Annotated in this window: 21 protein-coding genes; 16 read left to right on the forward strand and 5 right to left on the reverse strand. The window is 60.8% G+C overall.

Annotated features, from left to right (window positions below):
- Positions 1 to 71 precede the first annotated feature (71 nt).
- The 6 genes from WBQ96_RS00875 to mnhG are packed head-to-tail and all read left to right on the forward strand — an operon-like array spanning position 72 to position 6,105.
- Positions 72 to 2,987 carry a monovalent cation/H+ antiporter subunit A gene (locus WBQ96_RS00875; protein WP_336547070.1) on the forward strand — a complete coding sequence of 972 codons (2,916 nt, stop codon included), beginning with the start codon at positions 72 to 74 and terminating at the stop codon, positions 2,985 to 2,987.
- The gene (locus WBQ96_RS00880; RefSeq protein ID WP_336547259.1) at positions 2,987 to 3,328 is read left to right on the forward strand and encodes a Na+/H+ antiporter subunit C; all 342 of its coding nucleotides are present in this window, start codon (positions 2,987 to 2,989) and stop codon (positions 3,326 to 3,328) included. Before WBQ96_RS00875 ends, WBQ96_RS00880 begins: the two co-directional genes overlap by 1 nt.
- Positions 3,328 to 4,935, forward strand: coding sequence for a monovalent cation/H+ antiporter subunit D (locus tag WBQ96_RS00885; RefSeq protein WP_336547069.1), 1,608 nt, complete (start codon positions 3,328 to 3,330; stop codon positions 4,933 to 4,935). The genes WBQ96_RS00880 and WBQ96_RS00885 overlap by 1 nt, the downstream gene beginning before the upstream one ends.
- Positions 4,932 to 5,417, forward strand: coding sequence for a Na+/H+ antiporter subunit E (locus tag WBQ96_RS00890; RefSeq protein WP_336547066.1), 486 nt, complete (start codon positions 4,932 to 4,934; stop codon positions 5,415 to 5,417). The genes WBQ96_RS00885 and WBQ96_RS00890 overlap by 4 nt, the downstream gene beginning before the upstream one ends.
- Positions 5,414 to 5,695 carry a K+/H+ antiporter subunit F gene (locus WBQ96_RS00895; protein ID WP_336547064.1) on the forward strand — a complete coding sequence of 94 codons (282 nt, stop codon included), beginning with the start codon at positions 5,414 to 5,416 and terminating at the stop codon, positions 5,693 to 5,695. The genes WBQ96_RS00890 and WBQ96_RS00895 overlap by 4 nt, the downstream gene beginning before the upstream one ends.
- The gene (gene mnhG / locus WBQ96_RS00900) at positions 5,692 to 6,105 is read left to right on the forward strand and encodes a monovalent cation/H(+) antiporter subunit G (RefSeq protein WP_336547062.1); all 414 of its coding nucleotides are present in this window, start codon (positions 5,692 to 5,694) and stop codon (positions 6,103 to 6,105) included. The genes WBQ96_RS00895 and mnhG overlap by 4 nt, the downstream gene beginning before the upstream one ends.
- Positions 6,106 to 6,363: 258 nt before the next feature.
- Here the strand turns inward: mnhG and WBQ96_RS00905 are convergent, their stop codons facing one another.
- Positions 6,364 to 7,032, reverse strand: coding sequence for a DUF2161 domain-containing phosphodiesterase (locus WBQ96_RS00905; protein ID WP_165117843.1), 669 nt, complete (start codon positions 7,030 to 7,032; stop codon positions 6,364 to 6,366).
- 336 nt (positions 7,033 to 7,368) lie between these two features.
- Here WBQ96_RS00905 and WBQ96_RS00910 point away from each other — a divergent pair, with 336 nt between their 5' ends.
- Positions 7,369 to 8,436, forward strand: coding sequence for a FecR family protein (locus WBQ96_RS00910; protein ID WP_336547060.1), 1,068 nt, complete (start codon positions 7,369 to 7,371; stop codon positions 8,434 to 8,436).
- On the opposite strand, the gene WBQ96_RS00915 is transcribed toward WBQ96_RS00910, so the two are convergent.
- On the reverse strand, positions 8,433 to 10,610 hold the full coding sequence (locus WBQ96_RS00915; protein WP_336547058.1) for a CHASE2 domain-containing protein: 2,178 nt from the start codon (positions 10,608 to 10,610) through the stop codon (positions 8,433 to 8,435). The two genes, WBQ96_RS00910 and WBQ96_RS00915, sit on opposite strands and share 4 nt — an antisense overlap.
- 206 nt (positions 10,611 to 10,816) lie before the next feature.
- A complete protein-coding gene (recQ, locus tag WBQ96_RS00920; RefSeq protein ID WP_336547056.1) occupies positions 10,817 to 12,619 on the reverse strand; it encodes a DNA helicase RecQ in 1,803 nt (600 codons plus the stop codon).
- Between the two features lie 213 nt (positions 12,620 to 12,832).
- On the opposite strand from recQ, the gene WBQ96_RS00925 reads away from it, so the two are divergent.
- From WBQ96_RS00925 to WBQ96_RS00940, 4 genes are all read left to right on the forward strand, one after another.
- The gene (locus WBQ96_RS00925; protein ID WP_165117489.1) at positions 12,833 to 13,147 is read left to right on the forward strand and encodes a co-chaperone GroES; all 315 of its coding nucleotides are present in this window, start codon (positions 12,833 to 12,835) and stop codon (positions 13,145 to 13,147) included.
- Between the two features lie 49 nt (positions 13,148 to 13,196).
- Entirely contained in the window at positions 13,197 to 14,837 is a 1,641-nt protein-coding gene (gene groL / locus WBQ96_RS00930; RefSeq protein WP_165117487.1) for a chaperonin GroEL, read from the forward strand.
- Between the two features lie 71 nt (positions 14,838 to 14,908).
- Positions 14,909 to 15,298 (forward strand): hypothetical protein, encoded by a 390-nt coding sequence (locus WBQ96_RS00935; RefSeq protein ID WP_165117485.1) that lies wholly within the window; start codon positions 14,909 to 14,911, stop codon positions 15,296 to 15,298.
- Between the two features lie 82 nt (positions 15,299 to 15,380).
- Positions 15,381 to 15,536, forward strand: coding sequence for a hypothetical protein (locus tag WBQ96_RS00940; protein WP_165117483.1), 156 nt, complete (start codon positions 15,381 to 15,383; stop codon positions 15,534 to 15,536).
- A 70-nt stretch (positions 15,537 to 15,606) separates the two neighbouring features.
- On the opposite strand, the gene WBQ96_RS00945 is transcribed toward WBQ96_RS00940, so the two are convergent.
- Positions 15,607 to 16,113 carry a DUF3280 domain-containing protein gene (locus tag WBQ96_RS00945; protein WP_165117481.1) on the reverse strand — a complete coding sequence of 169 codons (507 nt, stop codon included), beginning with the start codon at positions 16,111 to 16,113 and terminating at the stop codon, positions 15,607 to 15,609.
- A 78-nt stretch (positions 16,114 to 16,191) separates the two neighbouring features.
- On the reverse strand, positions 16,192 to 17,196 hold the full coding sequence (locus tag WBQ96_RS00950) for a LacI family DNA-binding transcriptional regulator (protein ID WP_336547048.1): 1,005 nt from the start codon (positions 17,194 to 17,196) through the stop codon (positions 16,192 to 16,194).
- Positions 17,197 to 17,386: 190 nt separating this feature from the next.
- On the opposite strand from WBQ96_RS00950, the gene WBQ96_RS00955 reads away from it, so the two are divergent.
- The 5 genes from WBQ96_RS00955 to WBQ96_RS00975 all read left to right on the forward strand — a co-directional run bounded on the left by WBQ96_RS00955 (position 17,387) and on the right by WBQ96_RS00975 (position 23,185).
- A complete protein-coding gene (locus WBQ96_RS00955; protein WP_165117477.1) occupies positions 17,387 to 18,415 on the forward strand; it encodes an ABC transporter substrate-binding protein in 1,029 nt (342 codons plus the stop codon).
- 101 nt (positions 18,416 to 18,516) lie between these two features.
- Positions 18,517 to 20,733 (forward strand): ABC transporter permease, encoded by a 2,217-nt coding sequence (locus tag WBQ96_RS00960; protein WP_336547044.1) that lies wholly within the window; start codon positions 18,517 to 18,519, stop codon positions 20,731 to 20,733.
- The gene (locus WBQ96_RS00965) at positions 20,730 to 21,791 is read left to right on the forward strand and encodes an ABC transporter ATP-binding protein (RefSeq protein ID WP_165117473.1); all 1,062 of its coding nucleotides are present in this window, start codon (positions 20,730 to 20,732) and stop codon (positions 21,789 to 21,791) included. Before WBQ96_RS00960 ends, WBQ96_RS00965 begins: the two co-directional genes overlap by 4 nt.
- A gap of 35 nt (positions 21,792 to 21,826) precedes the next feature.
- Positions 21,827 to 22,627: an inositol monophosphatase family protein gene (locus tag WBQ96_RS00970; RefSeq protein ID WP_165117471.1), complete on the forward strand. Its 801-nt coding sequence runs from the start codon at positions 21,827 to 21,829 to the stop codon at positions 22,625 to 22,627.
- A gap of 309 nt (positions 22,628 to 22,936) precedes the next feature.
- Entirely contained in the window at positions 22,937 to 23,185 is a 249-nt protein-coding gene (locus WBQ96_RS00975; protein ID WP_165117469.1) for a Zn-ribbon domain-containing OB-fold protein, read from the forward strand.
- Positions 23,186 to 23,280: the final 95 nt, after the last annotated feature.

The following is a 23,280-nucleotide window of genomic DNA, read 5'->3' on the forward strand; positions in this document are numbered from 1 at the left end:
GTGCAAGTCAACCATAATGGGCGACATAGGGCAAATGATTTGCTGATTCCTCCACGAGAGAAGACAGGTGCATGGCGAAAGAGACATCGCTCATCTTGATGATCTTCCTGCCGTTCATCGGCAGCGCGATGGCTGCGTTTTTTCCTTCCAATGCCCGAAACGCCGAAGCATGGCTTGCCGGAGCGGTGACTGTCTGCGGGCTTGTCCTGGCGTCCATGTGCTACCCGGCAATCGTCGCGGAAGGACCCATTCGCGCGCATATCGAGTGGCTTCCCACGCTTGGCCTGAACTTCACGCTGCGCATGGATGGCTTTGCCTGGCTCTTCGCCATGCTCGTCAGTGGCATCGGCTTTCTGGTCGTGCTCTACGCCCGCTACTACATGTCGCCGGAAGACCCGATCCCTCGGTTCTACGCCTTCTTCCTGGCGTTCATGGGGGCGATGCTCGGCATCGTGCTGTCGGGGAACCTGATCCTGCTCGTCGTTTTCTGGGAACTGACCAGCATCTTCTCCTTCCTGCTGATCGGCTATTGGTACCACAATGCCACCGCCCGCGATGGCGCGCGCATGGCGTTGACCGTCACCGGCATCGGCGGGCTCTGCCTGCTGGCCGGCGTTCTGCTGATCGGCCACATTGTCGGCAGCTATGATCTCGACGTTGTTCTGGCTTCGGGCGATCTGATCCGTTCAAGCGATCTTTATCTGCCCGCCCTCATACTCTTCCTGCTCGGCGCCCTGACCAAGAGCGCGCAGTTTCCGTTCCATTTCTGGCTGCCCAACGCCATGGCCGCGCCGACGCCGGTTTCCGCCTATCTGCATTCGGCGACCATGGTGAAGGCCGGTGTGTTTCTGATGGCACGCTTCTGGCCGGTGCTGGCGGGCACCTATGAATGGTTCTGGATCGTCGGCTTTGCCGGGATGGCGTCGCTGTTGCTTGGAGCCTATTTCGCGATTTTCCAGCGCGACATAAAGGGCCTGCTTGCCTATTCGACCATCAGCCATCTCGGCCTGATCACGCTGCTGCTCAGCCTCGGCAGCCCCCTGGGCCTGATCGCCGCCATCTTCCACATGATAAATCATGCCACCTTCAAGGCATCGCTGTTCATGGCAGCCGGCATCATCGACCATGAGACCGGCACGCGGGACATGCAGCGCCTGGGCGGGCTGTTCCGCTTCATGCCATTCACCGCCACATTGGCCATGGTGGCGAGCGCGGCGATGGCGGGCGTGCCGTTGCTCAACGGTTTTCTGTCGAAGGAGATGTTCTTCGCCGAGGCGATCGAAACCCACGCCGACTCCATTCTCGATACGGTCGCACCTTATGTCGCCGTGCTCGCGAGCGCATTTGCGGTGACCTATTCGATACGATTCATCCACGGCGTATTCTTCGGCAAGTTGCCGGACGACCTGCCGCACGAACCACATGAGCCGCCGTTTCTGATGCGGTTCCCGATCCAGCTTCTGGTGCTGACATGCCTCGTCGTCGGCATCGTCCCCGGCATGACCATAGGACCGTTCCTGCATACCGCGGTCACATCCGTTCTCGGGGCCGCCACGCCTGAATACAGCCTCGCGATCTGGCATGGCATCACCGTGCCTTTGATGATGAGTTTCCTGGCGCTTTTGGGCGGCGCGCTCCTTTATCTGCTTTTGAAGAATTATCTGGCGCATTGCGAAGAGGGGCCGCCCTATTTCCGTCGCCTCAAGGGCCAGCGCATCTTCGAACGCGTGCTGGTGGCGGTGTCGTGGAGAGGCGCGCGTTTTCTCGAGAGCCGTCTGGGCACGCGACGCCTTCAGCCGCAGCTTCGCCTGCTCGTCGCTGTGGCGCTCATCGCCGCCGCATGGCCGCTCTACCACATGAGTTTCGGGCTGGCCGCGTTCAGCTGGAAGGTCGACGATGCGGTCTTCGCAGGCCTTTGGGCAATCGGCATCTTCTGTGCCGTCGGGGCAGCCTATCAGGCCAAGTTTCACCGGCTCGTCGCCCTTATCTTCCTGGGCGGGGCAGGGCTCGTCACCTGCACCACATTCGTGTGGTTTTCTGCGCCCGACCTTGCCGTCACGCAACTGCTCGTCGAGATCGTGACGACCGTGCTCATTCTGCTTGGCCTGCGTTGGCTGCCCAAGCGATCCGAAGAATTTCAAACCGATGCGATCAGAATGGCTGCGAGACTGCGCCGATACCGCGATCTTGCCATCGCTGTGGCGGCAGGGGGCGGCATGACGCTCATCGCCTACGCCGTAATGACGCGCGCAGCCCCGCCGACGATCGCCGACTATTTCCTCGAGAAAGCTTATACGGAAGGCGGAGGCCGCAACGTGGTCAACGTCATCCTCGTCGATTTCCGCGGGTTCGACACTTTTGGCGAAATCACGGTGCTCGGCATCGTGGCGTTGACCGTGTTCTCACTGTTCCGACGCTTCAGGCCGGCGCCTGATTCCGTCGAGTCGCCGGAACAGCAGCGCGTACAAAACGCCACCGACGAGGCAAGACCAGACCGCACTGCCGGCGAAACGGTGAGCGATTATCTCTTGATCCCGTCGGTTATCATGCAATGGCTGTTCCCGGTCATCATCGTTCTGGCCGCCTATCTGTTCTTCCGCGGGCATGACCTGCCCGGAGGCGGCTTCGCCGCCGGCGTGGCCATGGCTGCAGCCTTCATTCTGCAATATCTGGCCGCGGGCACGCGGTGGGTGGAAGACAGGCTGAGGGTCTTGCCTCTCAACTGGATCGGCTTTGGCCTGCTTCTTGCGGCCCTAGTCGGCATGGGCTCCTGGCTGTTCGGCTATCCGTTCCTGACATCCCATTCGCAATATGTGGAATTGCCGCTGATAGGCTCCATCCCCGTGGCAAGCGCGATCCTTTTCGATCTCGGCGTCTTCTCGCTGGTTCTCGGCGCGACCGTGCTGATGCTGATCGCGTTTGCCCACCAGTCCGTCCGCCGGCTTCGCGCCTCGCGGATCGCGGCGGCCGAGGAGGAGACCGCATGATGGAACTGACGCTCGCCCTCGGCATCGGCGTACTGGTCGGCTCCGGCGTCTGGCTGCTACTGCGGCCACGCACCTATCAGGTCATCATCGGCCTGTCGCTCATCGCCTATGGCGTAAACCTGTTCATCTTCTCGATGGGCAGGCTGCGCATGAATGCAGCACCGGTGCTTTCCTCCGGCACCGCCATCAATCCCGCCGACTATGCCGACCCCGTGCCGCAAGCGCTCGTGCTTACCGCCATCGTCATCGGCTTTGCGACGACGGCGCTGTTTCTGGTCGTCCTTCTGGTGTCGCGCGGCTTGACCGGCAGCGATCATGTCGACGGCAGGGAGCCCAACTGATGGGTTGGACCAGCCATCTCCTGATCGCGCCGATCGTCCTGCCGCTCGTGGCCGGCGCGCTGCTCCTGATGTTCGACGAACGCCGTCACACGCTCAAGGCTGCGATCAGTCTCACCTCGGTGCTGGCGCTTCTGGTTATAACGGTCGTGCTGCTGCGCTCCGCCAACGCTGAAACGGCAATGACCGGTGTTTATCCGCTCGGCAACTGGCCGGCACCGTTCGGCATCGTGCTGGTGCTTGACCGCCTTTCGGCCCTTATGCTGGTGCTGACGAGCGTGCTGGCGCTCGCGGCCCTGATCTTCTCGCTGGCGCGCTGGCACAAGAGCGGGCCGCATTTTCATACGCTTTTCCAGTTGCTGCTGATGGGGCTGAACGGCGCTTTCCTTACCGGCGACCTGTTCAACCTGTTCGTGTTCTTCGAGGTGCTGCTGGCAGCCTCGTACGGCCTGGTCCTTTATGGCTCGGGCCAGCCTCGGGTGAGGGCTGGTCTGCATTATATAGCGATCAACCTCGCCGCTTCGTCGCTGTTCCTTATCGGCGTCAGCCTTATCTATGGCGTCACCGGCACGCTCAATATGGCCGATCTCGCGCTTCGGATTCCTGCGGTTCCGGCAGAAGACCGGATGCTTCTGGAGGCAGGTGCCGCGGTTCTCGGTATAGCTTTTCTGGTCAAGGCCGGGATGTGGCCCCTGGGGTTCTGGCTGCCCACCGCCTATACGGCCGCCGCAGCGCCGGTCGCCGCGATTTTCGCCATCCTCAGCAAGGTCGGCGTCTACGTTATCCTGCGGCTTTCGCTGCTGCTTTTCGGCGCCGATGCAGGTGCAACCGCCGGCTTCGGCAGTTCATGGCTGCTGTTCGGGGGCATGGCGACGATCGCATTCGGGGCCATCGGCGTGCTTGCGTCGCAAGCAATGGGACGGCTCGCCGGCTTCTACGTTTTGGTCTCGTCCGGCACGCTGCTGGCCGCCATCGGCATGGCCAGTGTCTCGGTCACCTCCGGCGCGCTTTATTACATGGTGAGTTCCACCTTGGCGATCAGCGCCTTCTTCCTGCTGATCGAACTGGTCGAGCGGGCACAGGATCCGGCGGCCAACGTTCTGGCGGTCACGATGGAAGCCTACGGTGACGACATGGACGAGGAAGAGGCGCCGGAAGAGGTCGGGCTGGCCATTCCCGGCACGCTTGCCGTTCTCGGCCTGTGCTTCGTAGGTTGCGCCCTGCTGCTTGCCGGCCTGCCGCCGCTCTCTGGTTTCATCGCCAAATTCGCGCTGCTGACCGCCATGATCGGCGGGAATGAAAACGCTGCCATGTGGGTTTTGGCCGCGCTGCTGCTTCTTTCCGGCCTTTCGGCCATGATTGCCATGACCCGCGCCGGTATCCGTACCTTCTGGGCCCCGATCGAAGGAACCGTGCCGCGCGTCCGGGTGAGCGAAATCATGCCGGTCGGATTTCTCCTGGTGCTGTGCCTGGTGCTGACCGTGCAAGGCGGCCTGGTCATGCGCTACATGGACGCCACCGCTCAATCCCTGCATACGCCGATGAACTATGTGCGGGCCGTGATGTCCACAGCGCAAGTTCCGGGTCCGAAAGCGGCGGAAAGCCAATGAGCCGTTTGTTCCCATATCCATTGCTCGCGACTTCACTGCTGGTCATGTGGATTCTGCTCAACGGGCTTTCCGCCGGCCATCTCGTGCTCGGCGCCATAATCGGCATCGCGGCATCCTGGGCCATGACGGCCTTGGAGCCCGCAAAGCCCCGGCTGCGCCGGTGGGGTCTGATCCCAGGGCTGTTCGTCACCGTGATGGCGGATGTCCTGCGCTCCAACATCGCCGTAGCCAGCATTGTCCTGCGTGGCAGGCGAGGGCAGCGAACCTCCGGCTTCGTCACGATCCCGCTCGAGTTGCGCGATCCGACCGGACTGGCAGTGCTCGCCTGCATCATTACCAGCACACCCGGCACGGCTTGGGTCGAGTACCGCTCCGGAACCGGCGCATTGCTGCTCCATGTGCTGGACCTTGCCGATGAACAGGAGTGGATCGACCTCATCAAGGGCCGCTATGAAAGACCGCTGATGGAGATTTTCGAATGAGCGCTACCATCCTCATATGGTCGGTCACGATCGCGCAACTGTTTCTGCTGGCGGCAATGGCCTGCGCAGTCGCGCGCATGGTGCTGGGGCCACGCGCCCAGGATCGCGTGCTCGGTTTCGACGCACTCTATGTCTGCGCCATGCTGCTTCTGCTGACCTTCGGCATCCGCACGGGAACCACGATCTATTTCGAGGCCGCCCTGGTCATTTCCCTTCTCGGTTTTGTGTCTACCGTGGCGCTGGCGAAATTCCTCATGCGCGGAGAGGTAATCGAATGACCCACGCCGCCGATCTGCCCGCCTGGGCCGCGCTGCTCACGGCATTTTTTCTCCTCCTCGGTTCCGGGCTGACCTTGCTGGGAGCGATCGGGCTGCTGCGGTTCGGCAGCTTCTATGAGCGGGTGCACGCGCCGACATTGGGTACGACCTGGGGAGCGGGCGGCATACTCATCGCCTCGATGATCTGCTTCACCGTGCTTCAGTCGCGCCCGGCCCTTCACGAGATTCTGATTGCCGCCTTCGTGATCGTCACGACACCCGTCTCGCTCATGCTGCTGGCCCGTGCAGCACTCTATCGCGACCGGACCGAGAACAATGGCGGCGTTCCAGCTTTCGAAGCCGAATCTGAAGGTACGGATGGAGAGGCTTCGCCGAAGAGTTCAGACCAAAAGCAAACCAAGGGACAATAAGGTTGCTTGTTGTGCGAGGGACCGCGCAAATCCTGTCGGGCGATGGGCAAGCGGAAGCCGTCGCCACAACCCGATAATCCGGTCCTCTTCCCACGCGCAATCGGGCAAATGCCCGGTATTTCGCGATCATTGCGATGTTGGAGGGAGGCGACATCGACGCGGCCGCCGATTTGCCCATATTCTGAAGACGCAAGGAACGCTACTCCTGAAACGGAGATGTAACCCGCCAGCTTGGCGGGCGCGCAGCCTGCCACTGGATCACATCGCTCCGCTCGACGCTTGAGGCCAGCGCAGAAGCGCCTGACGGCCGCTCTCGGTCAGATCGTAGACGCCGCGCTCTGTGCGTTGGAACCAGCCATACACATTGTGAAGCAGGATTTTGGCTGCGTTTGGCATGCCGGGTTTCAAATCACGCGGCCGTTTTTGACCTCCGGCCAGGGCAGCGGCGCATGCCAATGCTTCCTGGCGATAGGCTGTCATGATTGGGGCACGCGAACCACCACCGGCGACCGGATCGCCTTGCCTGCGCCGATGTTCGTCGATCAGTTTTGAACGGCGTTTTGGATCCCGGCGCGGCGTAGCTGCTATCGGGCTGAGCAGCACCTGCACCTGGCCGTTTGCAGAGACGCCAAGGAGGCCAAAACCGAGACGGCGACACAGATTGCGGAACCGCGCGTCACTTTCGCGGCCCTTGCCGCGGATCGACATGCGCGCGGCAAGCCAGACCTCGTCGCTTGCTGCCATCCGGTCGACGCCCTGGAGCACAAGTTCGAGATTGAACTGCAACTTCAGCTCGCAGATAACGACGATCGGTGGAGAGTCAGCGCTCAGCGCCAGCAAGTCGCAGCCGCCGATCTCGCCTTTGACCACAAATCCCAAGCCTTCGAGGAATCCTTTGACCGGGCTGTAGAGTGATGTTTCGAGCATGGATCCTCTGTTTCGTAACGAATCATCTCGCCAGATCGACCGTCCGACCCCATCGTCAATGCTGTCATTGAATACCGGGTAAACAATCGCAGCGTTGGTCGACAAAGGGAAGATTGCGATTGCATGACTGCGAGAACGCTCTTTTGGCGGTTTTCCGCTCGGTCCAGTTGCTGCCGGCAATCGGCGTTCGGGCAAAGCGGGATGGTCGACGCAAACGACAGCGGTCTCAGCTTTGCCTATTCAAAAGGAGTAGCGCTCCCTACCTAAAACGGTTGGTGCGTAGCAGTAAGACTCCTTTCCTTACCGCATGCTAATATAAGCAAGCAGGAGGGTGGAATGTCGTCCTTGCCCAACGCCGCAATAGCGGCAGTAGCTATCGCACTCTACAGTACCATGCCTACATCAGCCGCCGAGGAGGTCGGTGAGGCCGTCTTGATCAAGACCGATGTAACGGGTGCGAATGGTCCGCTAACGGTCAAAGCTCCGGTTTACCGGGATGAGCGTATCCGAACGTCGAACTCCGGGCTTGGTCAATTCGTCTTCAGGGATGGAACTAAACTTGCGGTTGGATGGGGCTCTTCCGTCGTTATCGACAAGTTTGTCTTTGATGACAGCAAATCTGTGAAGAAGCTCACGATCAAGGCGGTCAAGGGAACATTCCGCTGGATCAGCGGAAATTCGAAGTCCTCGGCCTATGAGATTGTTACGCCAGCCGGAACGATCGGGGTTCGTGGAACCGTGTTCGATTTTTTTGTCGGAGCGAACGGCACCACTGCGGTGGTTCTTCTAAGCGGCTCCGCCCAATTCTGTGGCAGCAATGGCTGTCGGCAACTGAAACGGCGATGCGACTGTGTCATCGCGACGCGGTCGGGCGGCGTAACCGATCCCAAACGGGTCAATCGAGGAATGCTCGGCACGCTGGGCAGTATGCGGGCACTGCCGTTCCTGTCTGGCAACCAGCAGCTTTCGGGGGGATTTCAGTCCAGCACCGGCTGTGGCCTTTCCATGGCATCTCTGCGTGAGATGGACCAAAACAAAAGTGTCAGCCAACCAGCCGCACCCAACCCCGACCGCCCGGACGTGCCCAACAAGCCGGATACGCCTGAAAAACCCGGAAAACCTGACAAGCCGGGCAAACCCGACAAGCCCGGGAAGCCTGACAAGCCTGGGAAGCCTGACAAACCGGGCAAACCCGATAAGCCGGGAAAACCGGACAAACCTGGTAAGCCTGACAAGCCGGGTAAGCCCGATAAGCCTGGCAAACCGGACAAGCCCGGTAAGCCTGACAAGCCTGATAAGGGGCACCATGGCCATGGGGGACATCACGGTAACAATGGGAAGGGCAACGGCCATCACGACGGGTCCCCTCCGGGAGGCGGAAATGCCGGCAATGACGGTTATTAGTCCGTCACTTGGCGTAGTTTGTTCTTGTCTGCAGGATCAATGAGAAATTGATCTGACCTGCGGGATATCCGGTCGTAGAAATCCTGCAATCCGGCGGGCAGCCGTGTCGCCTTCACTTTCGCGGTGATGGCGATCCTGCGAGTTCCCGCCGACCGTGAACGCAGGGCCTGGACAAGCCGCCCGTGCACCGTCTGCAGATCTGCGAATTCCTGCGAGGCAGCAACCTGCTCATCGCCGACGACCGCGTAGACATTGGTGCGATCACGTTTGCCGCGCAGCGCCAGCGCTCCCGCGTTGAGCAGGGCGCTGCCGGCAAGCGCCTGTGCCGTGGTCTCGGAGACGAGAATGTCGAAGCTCACCATTTTGCAGGCGGACTCAATTCGCGAAGCGACGTTTACGGCATCTCCGACGGCCGAGTAGTTGAACCGAGCCTCTGCGCCCATATTCCCGACGCAGGCGATTCCCGTGTGGATGCCGATGCCGATGCCGACCTTGTGCTCCGTCCCAAAGCCAAAAGCATCGCTGGCATTGAGCTCGGCCAGGGTTTCACGCATCGCCAGGGCAGCACGAACGGCCTTGCCGCAATGATCGTTGACGTCCAGCGGGGCATTCCAGAAGGCCATGATGGAATCCCCGATGAACTTGTCCAGCGTGCCTTCGTTCTCGGTGACATGACGGCTGAGCGCATCGAGAAGCGTGTTCAGGAAACCAACCACGGCGGTGGGTGGCAGCCGTTCGCTTATCTCGGTGAAGTTTCGTACGTCGACGAACATCACGGTCAGTTCACGGTCGTCCCCGCCGAGGCGAAGGGCGCCCCGCGTATGCTCGACGCGATACAGAAGCGATGGCGAAAGATATTGACCAAATGCCCGGCGAATCTCACGGCGTTCCCGGTCTGTCACGAGGAAACGGAAGGAGGTGGTGGCAAAATGCGTGATCGTTCCCGCTGCGACTGGTGCCAGCGGGTCGAAGAGAAGCCCGGCAAATGAAAAGGCAAGCCAGGAGGCAACGAGGGCGCAGGCCGTAGCCAGCAGACCAGCCACAAGAGCGATTGCCGGACTGACAAAGATGGTCAGCGCCACAAGAAGGCTGCCAAGAGCCGCGATGGACAGTATCTCGAGACCGTTCGCCCAATCAGGGCGAGAGAGAAACTGGCCTGACAATATCTGCTCGACGGTTTGCGCATGCACGGACACACCTGGAACGTTCTCTCCCAGGGCTGTGGTGCGAATGTCCTGCAACCCCGCAGCCGATGTTCCGATGAAGACGATGCTGCCTTCGATCGCGGCTCTCACGTCAGCGGTGGCGCCACTGGCTGCGAGAATGTCCCTGGCGGAAACATATCTTTTCGCATTGTCTCGGCTGACATAGAGCCACAGTTCGCCCGCCGCGGTCGTCGGGACCACGAAATCCCCGACCTTGATCGAGGTGACGATGTTTGGTGCGTCCGCAGCGCCGATCAGCAGATAGGTGGAGGCGCCTTGCGCAACGCGCAGCGCTTCAAGGGCGAGGTTGGGATAGAGCTGTTGGCCATCGCTCAACAACAGCGGAACCGTACGCACGACCGACGACGAGTTTCCGGGATTAAGGCTGATATGCCCGATGCCGGCTGCATTTGCCTCGAGCTGCGGCTGAAAAGGCGTTGCCGCTTTCATATGAGGCGGCGCGTCGATAAGATTTTCGCCGGTGAAGGCAAAGCCGGCCTTCACCTGGGGCCGGTAATTTCCTTCGTTGGATAGGCCAAAGCCCAGGACGACCGGCTTTCTGATAATGGATTGAGCAAACAACTCGTCATTGTCCGGCAGTTGACGCAGAAGAGCAGGGTCGACGCCTGCTATATCGCGCACAACATTGCGCGGCGACAGGCGATCGGGCTCAGCAAAAAGAATATCGAATGCGATAGCCGACGCGCCCATCTCCGAGAGCCTGTCGACGAGTGCTGCCATGCGGTTTCGGGGCCAGGGCCATTGCCCGAACTGTCGCAGCGAAGCTTCGTCTATGTCGACGACCCGGACCGGCATCTGCTCGAAGGACCGGGGCGCCCAGTGCTGATACTGATCGAACGTCGCCTCGCGAGCCAGTTTCAACTGTGGTGGGTCACTTGCCCGAAGAACGGTAAGCGCCGCGACAATAAGCAATCCGATGACGACGCCAAGCTGCTGAGCGCGTGTCATGACTTCTCGTCAGAACCCTTGTGCGAGTGGCTTTGCCATAAACCAGTCCGGCGAATGGAGCGGTCGCCATCGACCGTCCCACCAGTGGCACCATACGCCCCATTCTTGCGAGGGCACAATCATGCGCCTCTTATGACTGCTCGCAACAGCAGGCGACCATCGACTTCGAGTGGCAGCGTTACTTCATCAACTGAGGCACGGTCGTTTCAAATCGCATGTTCGGCAATCACCGCCAGGAACGCAGGGCCGTAGCGATCCAGCTTGGTCTCGCCAACACCTGGAACTCCTGCCATCTCCGCGCGCGAAGTGGGGCGGGCGGCGGCGAGTTCGATCAGCGTTCGGTCATGGAAAATCACGTAGGGCGGCAGATTTTGCGTCCGGGCGATTTCAATGCGCTTTTCCCGCAATGCCTGAAACAGAGCGCGGTCGGCGTCGGGCAGGGCGATCGATGTCTGGTTGCGGGAAACCTTTTCCCGCCCGGCGCGTGGCGGTGGCGGCACGCGCAGCATAAGCGTGGGCTTTTCGCGCAGGAACTGGCGCCCCGTCTCCGAGATCGCCAGCCCTCCATGGCCGGCCAGGTCGGCCTCGATCAGCCGCAGGGCCACCAACTGACGCAAGATCGCGCGCCAGGTGCGTTTGTCATGCTCCTTGCCAATACCGTAGGTGGAGATGCGGTCGTGACCAAAATCGGCGATGCGCTTGTCCTCTGCACCCAAGAGTACATCGACGATGTAGGCCTGGCCAAAGCGCTCTCCGGTCCGGTGAACGCAGGACAGAGCTTTTTGCGCAGCGATCGTTCCGTCGAACAGCCGTGGCGGCTCGGCACAGGTATCGCAATTGCCGCAGGGCTCGCAACCGTCGCCAAAGTAAGAAAGCAGCACCTGGCGACGACAGCCTGCAGTCTCGGCCAACCCAAGGAGTGCATCGAGCTTTTGCCGTTCCGTGCGCTTGCGCTGCTCGGGCGCGTCTGATTCCTCGATGAAGCGGCTGCGCAGCGCAATGTCTTCATAGCCATGCAGCATCAGGGCGTCGGAAGGCAGGCCGTCGCGTCCGGCGCGTCCGGTCTCCTGATAATAAGCCTCGATGCTGCCCGGCAGATCGATATGGGCGACGAAGCGTACATCCGGCTTGTCGATGCCCATGCCGAAGGCAATGGTGGCAACCATGATGACGGCTTCATCGTGTTGAAAACGCGCCTGGTTGGCCCCGCGCGCAGCCTTGTCCATACCGCCGTGATAGGGCAGCGCATCATGTCCTTGCGTGCAAAGCCAGGCGGCAGTCTCCTCCGTCTTTCGTTTCGACAGACAGTAGACGATGCCGCTTTCGCCCTCGTGCTCTTTCAGGAAACGCTTCAATTGCGCCCGCGGATTGTCTTTCTCCTGGATGGCATAGCGGATGTTAGGGCGGTCGAAGCCTGCGATGAACGCATCACTTTCCGCGATCTTGAGATGTGCCAGGATTTCGGCCCGCGTCGGGGCGTCAGCGGTCGCCGTCAGCGCCATTCGCGGTGTGTCGGGGAACAACGCGGCCAGCGTGTCGAGCTGGCGGTATGAGGGGCGGAAATCGTGTCCCCATTGCGACAGGCAATGCGCTTCGTCGATGGCGATCAGCGACAGGGGCACTTGGCCGAGACGCTCGAGGATGTCGCGCCGGAGGAGTGTTTCCGGGGCCACGTAAAGGATGTCCAGCGCACCGGAGGACACGTCCCGCCACAGCGCGCTTCGCTCGTCGCCTGGCAGGTCGGAGTTGAGTGCCGCTGCCTTGACCCCAGCCTGGCGCAAGGCAGCCACCTGATCGGCCATCAGAGCGATTAGCGGCGAGACGACGAGGCCCATGCCGGGTCGCGCCATGGCCGGAATCTGGTAGCACAGCGATTTTCCGCCGCCGGTCGGCATCAAGACGAAGGCGTTGTTGCCGGCCATCACATGGTCGACTATCTCCGCCTGAGGTCCTCGAAAGGCGTCGTAGCCGTAAACGGCTTTCAGGATATGTGTGGGATCAGCGGTCAAAACGGCCTGCGTTGGGAATCAGTAAATCCAATACCTCATAGCAGATTGTGAGGTGCCTGGCCTGTTGACGCGCGGCGACTGTAATGGGCCAAACCTGTTTTACACCAATTCCGTTCCGTTGAATTAAAGTTTTGGCACTCCTATCAATCGAGTGCCAGAGGGCCTATAAAGCTGATGCGGTTGCCCTATGCGCCGATCGCAGAAAGACTTCCAATGAAATTCCGGCCACTCCACGACCGCGTCGTCATTCGACGTGCGGAAGGCGATATCAAATCCAAAGGCGGGATCATCATTCCCGATAATGCGAAAGAAAAGCCCCAGGAAGGCGAAGTGATCGCCGTAGGCCCGGGCTCTCGCGACGAAAGCGGCAAGCTGATTCCACTCGATGTCAAAGCAGGCGACACTGTCCTGTTCGGCAAATGGTCGGGCACCGAGGTCAAGATCGACGGCGAGGATCTCCTGATCATGAAGGAGGCCGACGTCATGGGCATCGTCGAGAAGACTGTCGCGGTCAGCAAGGCCGCCTGACCGGTCGGTTTCCGATCCCGCAATCTCAAGACTGAACTGGACGAAAATCATGTCTGCCAAGGAAATCAAATTCTCCACCGACGCCCGCGACCGCATGTTGCGTGGCGTCGAAATCCTCAACAACGCCGTCAAGGTGACCCTCGGCCCAAAGGGCCGTAACGTCATCATCGACCGCTCCTATGGCGCGCCGCGCATCACCAAGGACGGTGTCACAGTCGCCAAGGAAATCGAGCTTTCCGACAAGTTCGAGAACATGGGCGCGCAGATGGTGCGCGAAGTGGCCTCGAAGACCAATGATCTGGCTGGCGATGGCACCACCACCGCAACCGTGCTTGCTGCCTCCATTCTGCGCGAAGGCGCGAAGCTCGTTGCTGCCGGCATGAACCCGATGGATCTCAAGCGCGGCATCGATCTTGCGGTGGTCGCCGTCGTCAAGGACATCCAGGCACGGGCCAAGAAGGTCAAATCTTCCGACGAGATCGCCCAGGTCGGCACCATTGCCGCCAATGGCGACGAAACGGTCGGCGCGATGATCGCCAAGGCGATGAAGAAGGTCGGCAATGAAGGCGTGATCACCGTCGAGGAAGCCAAGACCGCCGAGACCGAACTCGATGTCGTCGAAGGCATGCAGTTCGACCGTGGTTACCTGTCTCCCTATTTCGTCACCAATGCCGACAAGATGCGTGCCGAACTGGAAGACGCCTACATCCTCATTCATGAGAAGAAGCTCGGTAATCTGCAGGCTTTGCTGCCGATCCTCGAAGCGGTGGTGCAGAGCGGAAAGCCGCTTGTGATCATCTCCGAGGACGTTGAGGGTGAAGCGCTGGCGACCCTCGTGGTCAACAAGCTGCGCGGCGGCCTCAAGGTCGCTGCCGTCAAGGCTCCGGGCTTCGGCGATCGCCGCAAGTCCATGCTGGAGGACATTGCTATCCTCGCCGCTGGCCAGATGATTTCGGAAGACCTCGGCATCAAGCTGGAAAACGTCACGATCGACATGCTCGGTCGGGCCAAGCGCGTGCTCATTGAAAAGGACACCACGACGATAATCGATGGCGCCGGCGAAAAAACCGCGATTACCGCCCGTGTCCAGCAGATCAAGGCGCAGATCGAGGAAACCACCTCGGACTACGACAAGGAAAAGCTTCAGGAACGTCTGGCAAAGCTCGCAGGTGGTGTCGCGGTCATTCGCGTCGGCGGTGCAACCGAGACCGAGGTCAAGGAAAAGAAGGACCGTATCGACGATGCGCTGAACGCTACCCGAGCGGCGGTCGAAGAAGGCATCGTCGCTGGCGGCGGCGTGGCGCTTCTACGCGCCAAGGCATCGCTGACCGGGCTTACCGGCACGAACTCGGACGTTACGGCAGGCATTTCGATCGTGCTGAAAGCGCTTGAGGCCCCCATTAGGCAGATCGCCGAGAATGCCGGCGTCGAAGGCTCCGTCGTGGTTGGCAAACTAATGGATAGCAAAGATCCCAATCAAGGGTTCAATGCGCAGACGGACGCTTATGTCGATATGATCAAGGCGGGCATCGTCGACCCGGCCAAGGTGGTGCGAACGGCTTTGCAGGACGCCGGCTCCATCGCAGCCTTGCTGATCACCGCCGAGGCCATGATCACCGACGCTCCTGCGAAGGATTCCGCCCCATCGATGGCTGCCAACGGCGGCGGCATGGGTGGCATGGGATACTAAGTATGCCCGAACCGTTCGGCCGACGCGGCCGAACGCCGGAACGAAAACAACAATCGGCAGGGAGAATTTCAATGGCTATACAGGGCAGCAATAGTTCGATCGCGCAGCGTTTCGAAAGCTATCAACCGTCAAAGTCGATCCTTGTGTGGGCCTGCGTTGCCACGGCGGTCGCTACGATGATCATCGGATTCAGCTGGGGCGGCTGGGTGACGGGCGGCACTTCGCGAAGTGCTGCAACCACCGCAAGCGACATTGCGCGCGGAGAACTGGCATCCGCTGTTTGCGTCGAGAAATTCAGAGCTGGGGCTGATGCTTCACAGCGCATCACCGCTTTCAAAGCCCTGACCGATTCCTACAAGAAGCGGCAGTTCGTGGAAGAGGGCGGATGGGCGACCATGCCGGGACAGACATCGCCTGACAGGCTCGGCGCGCAGGGTTGTGCGACCGTTCTAGCAACCTGAGGTTACGATAAAAGTTCGATGACAGCCGGGAGCCTGGCTCCCGGCTGTCTATCTCCCTTCGTCAAAGCAAGGAGACCACGAAATGATCGTCTTCACACCGAAAACCAAGTCGACGCCTGAAGTCAAAGAAACCGAGGAAAACCGTTTCGAACGCGTTCGCAAGGCCGCCGCGGAAAAGCGCCGAAAGGCGGATACCGACAGCGCACCCAAGACGACTGAGGATAAGCGGCTTCTCTGACGAGGCTGATTCCAAAGCAACTCATTCGATGTGAGTTTTCACTTGGCCGGCGACGACGCGGCTGCGCTGCCTACTTCAGAATTCTGTTTGTCATCAGCCATTTCACGGAGCGAGGCCATCCATAGTTCGCACCCATGCGAAGGTCGGTAAAGCTCTCCGAAACAGGTTTCCCGGTTTCCGCGTCGAGGATGCGAATGAACATCGTATGCTCTGTTCGGTTGACGCGTGTCACGACACCCAGCAAGGCCAGGGCCGCGCCGTGCCCTTTGGCAATCTGGCTTTCACAGCCACCGCAGTTGCGCAAACCATACTGCGGCGCAGGCTGCTTTTCCGCCGCAGGCACGTCAATTATGGTAAAACGTCCGGACTGGGAGAGCATGTCCTTCGCAACTTGCGCCGACTCGGAAAGATAGCGCCTGTCGTGTTCATCCGGAGGAATTATCCCCGCTCCGGCGCTCTTGTCCTCCAGTTCGAAAGGAAACACCTCGATGGACATCGGCTTTGGTTGTTGAGCGTGCGCAAATGAGCAGATACCTGCAAGCAGCATCGTCACGACGGTCACTGTGCGAAGGCGCATGATAGTCCTCCCGTCAATGTGGCGGCTATCCTACACCACTCGGCCACTCAAATCACGACCCGTCTGCGACGGTATCCGCTAACCGCCCCTGATCGAGGAGCGCCAGATAAGGTCGGCATGGAGCCTGACGCTTTGTCGGGCAATTGCCGGGTCCGCTTCGTCCAACCAGGTCACCGCCTCGCGCGCGATCGCCTCGACGGGCTGGGAAAAAGTCGTTAGCTGATAAGAAGACCAGGAAGCCTGTGCGATATCGTCGAAACCGGCGATGCAGAGTTGATCTGGAACGCTTATCGAAAACTGGTGCCGGGCAGTGTCCATGAACCCGCAGGCAAGCAGGTCCGTCGCGCAGAACACCGCGTCCGGCCGCTCGCGCCGCGTTAGAAGCCGCTGGGCCAATATCTTGCCGCTCTCGTAGCCTGTAGGCCCGAAACGATCCACGACGACGTCGATGCCGAGCGCCTTGGCCGCCGCGATGAAACCACGCTCCCGCGCCATCAGGCTTGGCGTTCCGGCTTCCGAATTGGCAAAGGCCATTCTTTGGCAGCCGGCTCGCACGAAGGCGGTCAGAACCCGGCTGGCGGACTCGGCATCGTCTAGGTTGATCCTGAGCGGGCCTTCCTGTTCGTCGTCACGGTTGATGAGTACAAGCCGCTGTCCATTCTTGAGGCAAAGCTGGGTGATCGACTTGTCCGGCATTCCAGACAGGATGATGGAGGCATCGGCCCGATACCGGATCGCCTGCCGGAGCGCGAGATCGACGCTGCCGTCGGAACGATCCGTATTGACCAGCATCGCGATCTTGCCCGCATCCTGCAACTGCTGCGTCAGGGCGCGGATCAGGTTTGAGCGGTAGGGCGTGCCCATGTCCGAGACGATGAGGCAGACGATGCCGCTTTCATTGCGCATCAGCCCACGCGCCAGATGATTGACGTGATAGCCCAGGGCCTCGGAGGCCTCAAGCACCTTGCGGCGGGTCTCCGGCGAGACGCTGGCACCATGCGTGAAGGTGCGCGAAACCGCTGAACGGGAAACGCCCGCGCGCTCCGCAACCTCCTGAGCGCTGACGAAAACCTTTTGCGACACGATGAGCTCAATTCCTCCGAAACTGCACCGAGAAGTGCACCACTTTGCAATGGCGTGCAAGTCGCCGTATTCTCTGCTGTGCCAGTTTTTATTATAAATTTGTTGACACTCTAAGTCCGGTCATGCAGCATTTGCACACGCTTGCAAAGAGCGGCCGGCGTGGAGGCGCCGGTACAACCGGGAGGAAATCATGGGTTCGGTTAAACTGGGCGCAGCAGTCCTTGCTGCGGGTGCTTCTCTATTTGCCTTTGCTGCGCAGGCCGAAGGCAACCTCAATCTCATATGCTCGGCGGACGTCGTCATCTGCGAACAGATGAAGGGCGATTTCGAAAAACAGTCCGGCATTTCGGTCAACATGGTTCGCCTGTCGTCCGGCGAAACCTACGCCAAGATCCGCGCCGAAGCGCGCAATCCCAAGACCGATATCTGGTGGGCGGGCACGGGCGATCCGCATCTGCAGGCAGCGTCTGAAGGCCTGACGCTTGAATACAAGTCGCCGATGCTCGACCAGCTGCAGGATTGGGCCGTGAAGCAGGCCGAAAGCGCGGAGTATCGAACTGTCGGTGTCTACGCCGGCGCGCTCGGTTGGGGCTACAACAGCGAGCTCCTGAAGACGAAGAACCTTAGGGAACCCAAGTGCTGGGCAGATCTGCTCGATCCAGCGTGGAAGGGCGAGATCCAGATGGCCAATCCCAACTCGTCGGGAACGGCCTATACGGCGCTTGCATCGCTGGTCCAGATCATGGGCGAGGAACAGGCTTACGACTATCTGAAGAAGCTCAACGCCAACATATCGCAATATACGAAGTCGGGCTCCGCGCCGGTCAAGGCCGCAGCGCGCGGCGAGACGACGGTCGGCATCGTCTTCATGCACGACGCCGTTTCGATGACCGTCGAGGGTTTTCCGGTGAAATCCGTAGCACCCTGCGAGGGCACCGGCTACGAGATCGGCTCCATGTCGATCATCAAGGGCGCAAAGAACCTCGACAACGCCAAGAAATGGTACGATTGGGCGCTGACTGCCGAAGTCCAGTCCCGCATGAAGGACGCCAAGTCGTTCCAGCTTCCGTCCAACAAGAATGCCGAGGTGCCGAAGGAGGCGCCGCGGTTCGAGGACATCAAGCTGATCGACTATGACTTCAAGACATATGGCGATCCGGCAAAGCGCAAGGAATTGCTCGAGCGCTGGGATCGGGAAATCGGCGCCAACGCCAATTGACGTGACCCTCGTTGCAGCGCGCCCGGCCTAATTTTTCCTGGCCGGTCGCGTTCATCCTTCCATCCAAAGCTCCGGGCGGCCGGGGGCCTTGAGTCTTGCCCATGGAACATCGCAATCGCCGGCTCGATATCGTTCTCCTGCTGGGCGCCGTCGCGTTCTTAATACTGCCCTGGTACAGGATCGACGGCGGCTTCTACGGCTTCAGCTGGCTGGCGAATTTTCCGGGCGACCCGGCCGTCTCTCCCGCAATCCTGCAGACGACCATGCACGGGCGTCCATGGCTGGGGATCGCAGCGCTTTTGCTGGGGCTTGCGCTCGCTGCCCGCTTCATCGGCGATCCGATGCGGCGCGGTACTCTCCTTGCCTGGGCCGGTGCGCTCGGGGTCGTCTTTCTGACGGTGCAGGGATTGGCCGTCGGGTTCTCCGGCTGGACCTGGGCGATAAGCGAGACCCTGTTCGGCGCACTGGCGGACGGTCAACCATCCATGGGCGCCGGCGCGGTGCTGTTGGCGCTCGCCTTTGCGCTGATATTCTCCTTTGGCTTGGCGGAGCGCGGCGTCATGCGGGGCGACGCGTTCGTGGTCAGCGCGATTGCGCTGTTGATTTTCTTAGTCGCCGTTTTCGTCTTCTATCCCGTCGGAAGCATGCTGGTCGGCGCCTTCCAGGACTTCGACGGTTCTTTCAATCCGGACGGTTTCACCCGCAACATCTCCGATCCCTCGATCTGGAGCATTGGCTGCTTAACCGGTGGCGGCCGGTGCGGCGTAGCGCTCAGAACCTTCTGGCTGGCGGTCATGACCGCCGGAGCCTCGACCTTGCTGGGCCTGGCATTTGCGCTGGTCGCGACGCGTACCGGCTTTCGCTACAAGAAGGGGCTTCGGCTTCTCACGGTGCTCCCGATCATCACGCCTCCCTTCGTCGTCGGCTTGGCTTTGACCCTACTGTTCGGCCGCTCGGGCGTGGCAACGCAGGCGATATCGGAACTTTTCGGGATCGAGCCCGGCCGCTGGCTTTACGGCCTCACCGGTATCTGGATCGCGCAGGTTCTTTCCTTCACGCCCATTTCGTTTCTCGTGCTGATCGGTGTGGTCGAGGGCGTCAGCCCGTCGATGGAGGAGGCTTCGCAGACCCTGCGCGCCGACCGCTGGCGCACCTTCTGGCATGTGTCGCTGCCGCTGATGAAGCCCGGTCTGGCGAATGCCTTTCTCATCGGGTTCATCGAGAGCATGGCCGATTTCGGCAATCCGCTGGTGCTGGGCGGCAGTCACGGCGTGCTGTCGACGGAAATCTTCTTTGCCGTGGTCGGCTCCCAGAACGATCCGTCCCGCGCCGCAGTGCTTGCGATCATTCTGCTTTGCTTCACGCTTTCGGCTTTCCTCGCCCAGCGGTTCTGGCTGTCTGGCAAGAACTTCGCGACCGTCACCGGCAAGGGCGACTCCGGCGCGCATATCGCGCTGCCACGCTCCCTTTCCATTGGCGTCTATGCGCTGGTCATTCCCTGGGCGATCTTCACAGTGGTGGTCTACGCGATGATCCTCGTCGGCGGCTTCGTGAAGACCTGGGGCCTCGACAATTCGCTGACGCTACAGCACTACAAACGCGCCTTCTCCATCGGCACGCGTGACGGCTCGATAGCCTGGACCGGCGTCGCCTGGAACTCCTTCTGGACCACGATGGAGATCGCGCTCATTTCAGCGCCGATCACCGCGGCTGTCGGCCTGCTCACCGCCTATCTGATCGTTCGCCAGAAATTTGCCGGGCGCTCGGTGTTCGAGTTCGCCCTGATGATGAGTTTCGCGATACCGGGAACGGTCATCGGCATCAGCTACATCATGGCCTTCAACCTGCCGCCGCTCGAGATGACCGGCACGGCGATGATACTGATCGCCTGCTTCGTCTTCCGCAACATGCCGGTCGGCGTGCGCGGCGGCGTTGCGGCGATGAGCCAGTTGGACAAGAGCCTCGACGAGGCGTCGCTGACCTTGCGTGCCGACAGTTTCCGCACCATCCGCAAGGTGATCCTGCCGCTGCTGCGCCCTGCGATCACCGCCGCACTGGTCTATTCCTTCGTGCGCGCGATCACCTCGATAAGCGCGGTCATTTTTCTCGTCAGCGCCGAATACAATATGGCGACCTCCTACATCGTCGGTCTGGTTGAAAACGGCGAATACGGCGTCGCCATCGCCTATTCCACCATGCTGATCCTGGTGATGCTCGTCGTGATTGCCGGCTTCCAGCTTCTGGTCGGCGAGCGGAGATTGCGGCGCGAAAACCGCATCGCCCTTCCGGTATCCCTTCATGAGGAGAAGACGGTATGAGCATCGAGGCCCCTGGTTCGGTCGTCTTCCGCAACGTCCGCAAGGATTTCGGTAGCTTCACCGCCATTCACGACCTGTCGTTGACCATAGAACCCGGAACGCTGGTGACACTGCTGGGGCCATCGGGTTGCGGCAAGACCACGACGCTGCGCATGCTGGCAGGGTTGGAGCATCCGACTGCCGGCAAAATTCTCATCGGCGGCAAGGATGTGACCATGCTGCCGGCCAATGAGCGCGACGTCTCGATGGTCTTCCAGTCCTACGCGCTGTTTCCGCATATGACCGCCCTGGACAATGTCGCCTACGGCCTCGAATCCTCCGGGTTGAAGCGCAAGGAAGCGCGTGAGCGCGCCGAAGAGGGGCTCACGCTCGTCGGCCTCGGCGGAATGGGCAAGCGGCTTCCGGCCGAGCTTTCGGGCGGGCAGCAGCAGCGCGTGGCGGTTGCTCGAGCGCTGGTTCTCGAACCGCAGGTGCTGCTCCTCGACGAGCCACTTTCCAACCTCGATGCGCGCCTGCGCCGGCGCGTGCGCACGGAAATCCGCGAGTTGCAGCAGCGTCTCGGCTTCACCGCAGTCTATGTCACCCACGATCAGGACGAAGCGCTTGCGGTCTCTGACCGGATCATCGTGATGAAGGACGGCGTCATAGCGCAGCAGGGCGCGCCGCGCGAACTTTATGAGGCGCCGACTTCCGCCTTCATTGCGGATTTCATGGGAGAGGCAAACGTCGTCGCCTGCGATGTCATCGATGTCGGCAATGGCGCGGCGACTATTCGCGTCGAGGCACTGACGCACAGCGTGCCGGGGCGCGATGCAAGGCCGGGGCCGGCAAAGCTAGCAGTGCGCCCCAATGCGATCACGCTCGAACCTTCTGCCGAAGGCGCCTTCTCCGGTCAGATTACGCACGCCGCCTATCTCGGCGACCATGTCGAATATGAGGTGAAGACGGCTGCCGGCACGCTCTTCGTGGTCGATCCCGCTGTGGAGCGGCCGCTGACGCCGGCAACCCGGGTTGCGATCGGCTTCAAGGAACGTGGCGTCGCGATCATCAGCAGCTGAACCACCTGAACATCCATGAAATTGAGGGTAGAACCATGACGTCGCACGTCGTATCCGGGCTCGAGGGCCGGCTGGCACTGGCCGAAACAATGGCAAGGGAGGCCGGCGCCGTGGCGCTGGACTATTTCAAGAATCGCGAAACGCTGGTGGTGGAGACCAAGCGCGATCCGCAGGATGTGGTGTCGGTCGCCGATCGCGAGGTGGAAGTGTTGATCCGCACCCGCATCGCCGAAGCCTATCCCGACGACGGGGTGCTGGGCGAGGAATACGGGCTCGACAAGGGCCGTTCCGGCTTTACCTGGGCCATCGACCCGATCGACGGCACGAGCCCCTTCGTCAACGGCATGCCGAACTGGTGCGTTTCCATCGGCCTGATCCATCAAGGCGAACCGGTGGTCGGCGTGATTTCAGCGCCTTGCCACGACGAGCTCTATGCCGCAGCCCTTGGGCTCGGCGCGCGGCTGAACGGCAAGACCCTGTCACTGGACGCTTCGCGCACCATCCGCAACGCCGTCACGGGTATCGGCGCCAACAATCACGTCAAGCCCTCGGAAGTGGCCAGGATCGTCGAGAACCTGCTCGAAGAAGGTGGTAATTTCATCCGCAACGGGTCGGGCGCCCTGATGCTTGCCTATGTCGCGGCGGGCCGTCTGGTCGGATATTATGAACCCTACATGCATGCCTGGGACTGCCTCGCCGGCTATTGCCTGGTGAAGGAAGCGGGTGGCTGGTTCCTGCCTTTCCCTGTGGATGGTGATGGCCTGACCAAAGGAGCGCCGGTTCTGGCGGCCGCACCCGGCGCTATCGATGATTTGAAGAGAGTGGCAAGGATTTGATTTCCATGACGTCTCGCAATTCTGTTGCGCAGACACGAAAATCCATGCCGAGTATTGATTAGGCCGCGAGGCTGCCGGTGCGTTTGGAGAGGTTGATCGCCACATAATCCGGTCCACGACATCGCTCCGTGACACGGCCGGGATGAGCATTTCCTTGCCGTTGTCATGCTTGAACCACCCGTAAACAACGACACATTTTCCCGGAAATCGGCAGAGTAGTTTGCGGTTTTAGCGGCTTATCGTTTCGAGGTGCGTCGATGCGACACTTTCCGCTATCCGCCGGCGCCCATCTGCGCGAAATGCCTTTCGATGGAGGCGGAATGGAAGGCGGTTTCGGGCAGGGGCAAGATCGTGTCATGGGTGGTCTTCCACCGGAAATATTTCGACGATTTTCCACCACCCTACAATGCGACCACCGTGCGGCTGGAAGAGGGGCCGTTGATCGTGACGAACCTCACCGGGCCGGAGCCCGAGGGAAGCTGGATCGGACGGTCGGTAGCGCTTGAATATGTCGATCATGACGGGCGCAAGCAGCATGCCGCCAGGATCGTTGACTGAGTGGCCATAATTGTAGATTTGGAGCCCAACTCCAGGAGTGCCGAAACCATGTTCGAGCAGGAAGTTCTGATCAGCACGCATCACGGCAAAATGCC

This window comes from Mesorhizobium sp. CCNWLY176 (genome assembly GCF_037153935.1).
GTDB lineage: Bacteria > Pseudomonadota > Alphaproteobacteria > Rhizobiales > Rhizobiaceae > Mesorhizobium_M > Mesorhizobium_M zhangyense.

Excerpts from the sequence above, each read along its gene's own strand:
- WBQ96_RS00875 (WP_336547070.1), top strand. The coding sequence starts at position 72 with ATGGCGAAAGAGACATCGCTCATCTTGATGATCTTCCTGCCGTTCATC.
- WBQ96_RS00880 (WP_336547259.1), top strand. The coding sequence starts at position 2,987 with ATGGAACTGACGCTCGCCCTCGGCATCGGCGTACTGGTCGGCTCCGGC.
- WBQ96_RS00885 (WP_336547069.1), top strand. The coding sequence starts at position 3,328 with ATGGGTTGGACCAGCCATCTCCTGATCGCGCCGATCGTCCTGCCGCTC.
- WBQ96_RS00890 (WP_336547066.1), top strand. The coding sequence starts at position 4,932 with ATGAGCCGTTTGTTCCCATATCCATTGCTCGCGACTTCACTGCTGGTC.
- WBQ96_RS00895 (WP_336547064.1), top strand. The coding sequence starts at position 5,414 with ATGAGCGCTACCATCCTCATATGGTCGGTCACGATCGCGCAACTGTTT.
- mnhG (WP_336547062.1), top strand. The coding sequence starts at position 5,692 with ATGACCCACGCCGCCGATCTGCCCGCCTGGGCCGCGCTGCTCACGGCA.
- WBQ96_RS00905 (WP_165117843.1), bottom strand. The coding sequence starts at position 7,032 with ATGCTCGAAACATCACTCTACAGCCCGGTCAAAGGATTCCTCGAAGGC.
- WBQ96_RS00910 (WP_336547060.1), top strand. The coding sequence starts at position 7,369 with ATGTCGTCCTTGCCCAACGCCGCAATAGCGGCAGTAGCTATCGCACTC.
- WBQ96_RS00915 (WP_336547058.1), bottom strand. The coding sequence starts at position 10,610 with ATGACACGCGCTCAGCAGCTTGGCGTCGTCATCGGATTGCTTATTGTC.
- WBQ96_RS00925 (WP_165117489.1), top strand. The coding sequence starts at position 12,833 with ATGAAATTCCGGCCACTCCACGACCGCGTCGTCATTCGACGTGCGGAA.
- groL (WP_165117487.1), top strand. The coding sequence starts at position 13,197 with ATGTCTGCCAAGGAAATCAAATTCTCCACCGACGCCCGCGACCGCATG.
- WBQ96_RS00935 (WP_165117485.1), top strand. The coding sequence starts at position 14,909 with ATGGCTATACAGGGCAGCAATAGTTCGATCGCGCAGCGTTTCGAAAGC.
- WBQ96_RS00940 (WP_165117483.1), top strand. The coding sequence starts at position 15,381 with ATGATCGTCTTCACACCGAAAACCAAGTCGACGCCTGAAGTCAAAGAA.
- WBQ96_RS00945 (WP_165117481.1), bottom strand. The coding sequence starts at position 16,113 with ATGCGCCTTCGCACAGTGACCGTCGTGACGATGCTGCTTGCAGGTATC.
- WBQ96_RS00955 (WP_165117477.1), top strand. The coding sequence starts at position 17,387 with ATGGGTTCGGTTAAACTGGGCGCAGCAGTCCTTGCTGCGGGTGCTTCT.
- WBQ96_RS00960 (WP_336547044.1), top strand. The coding sequence starts at position 18,517 with ATGGAACATCGCAATCGCCGGCTCGATATCGTTCTCCTGCTGGGCGCC.
- WBQ96_RS00965 (WP_165117473.1), top strand. The coding sequence starts at position 20,730 with ATGAGCATCGAGGCCCCTGGTTCGGTCGTCTTCCGCAACGTCCGCAAG.
- WBQ96_RS00970 (WP_165117471.1), top strand. The coding sequence starts at position 21,827 with ATGACGTCGCACGTCGTATCCGGGCTCGAGGGCCGGCTGGCACTGGCC.
- WBQ96_RS00975 (WP_165117469.1), top strand. The coding sequence starts at position 22,937 with ATGGAGGCGGAATGGAAGGCGGTTTCGGGCAGGGGCAAGATCGTGTCA.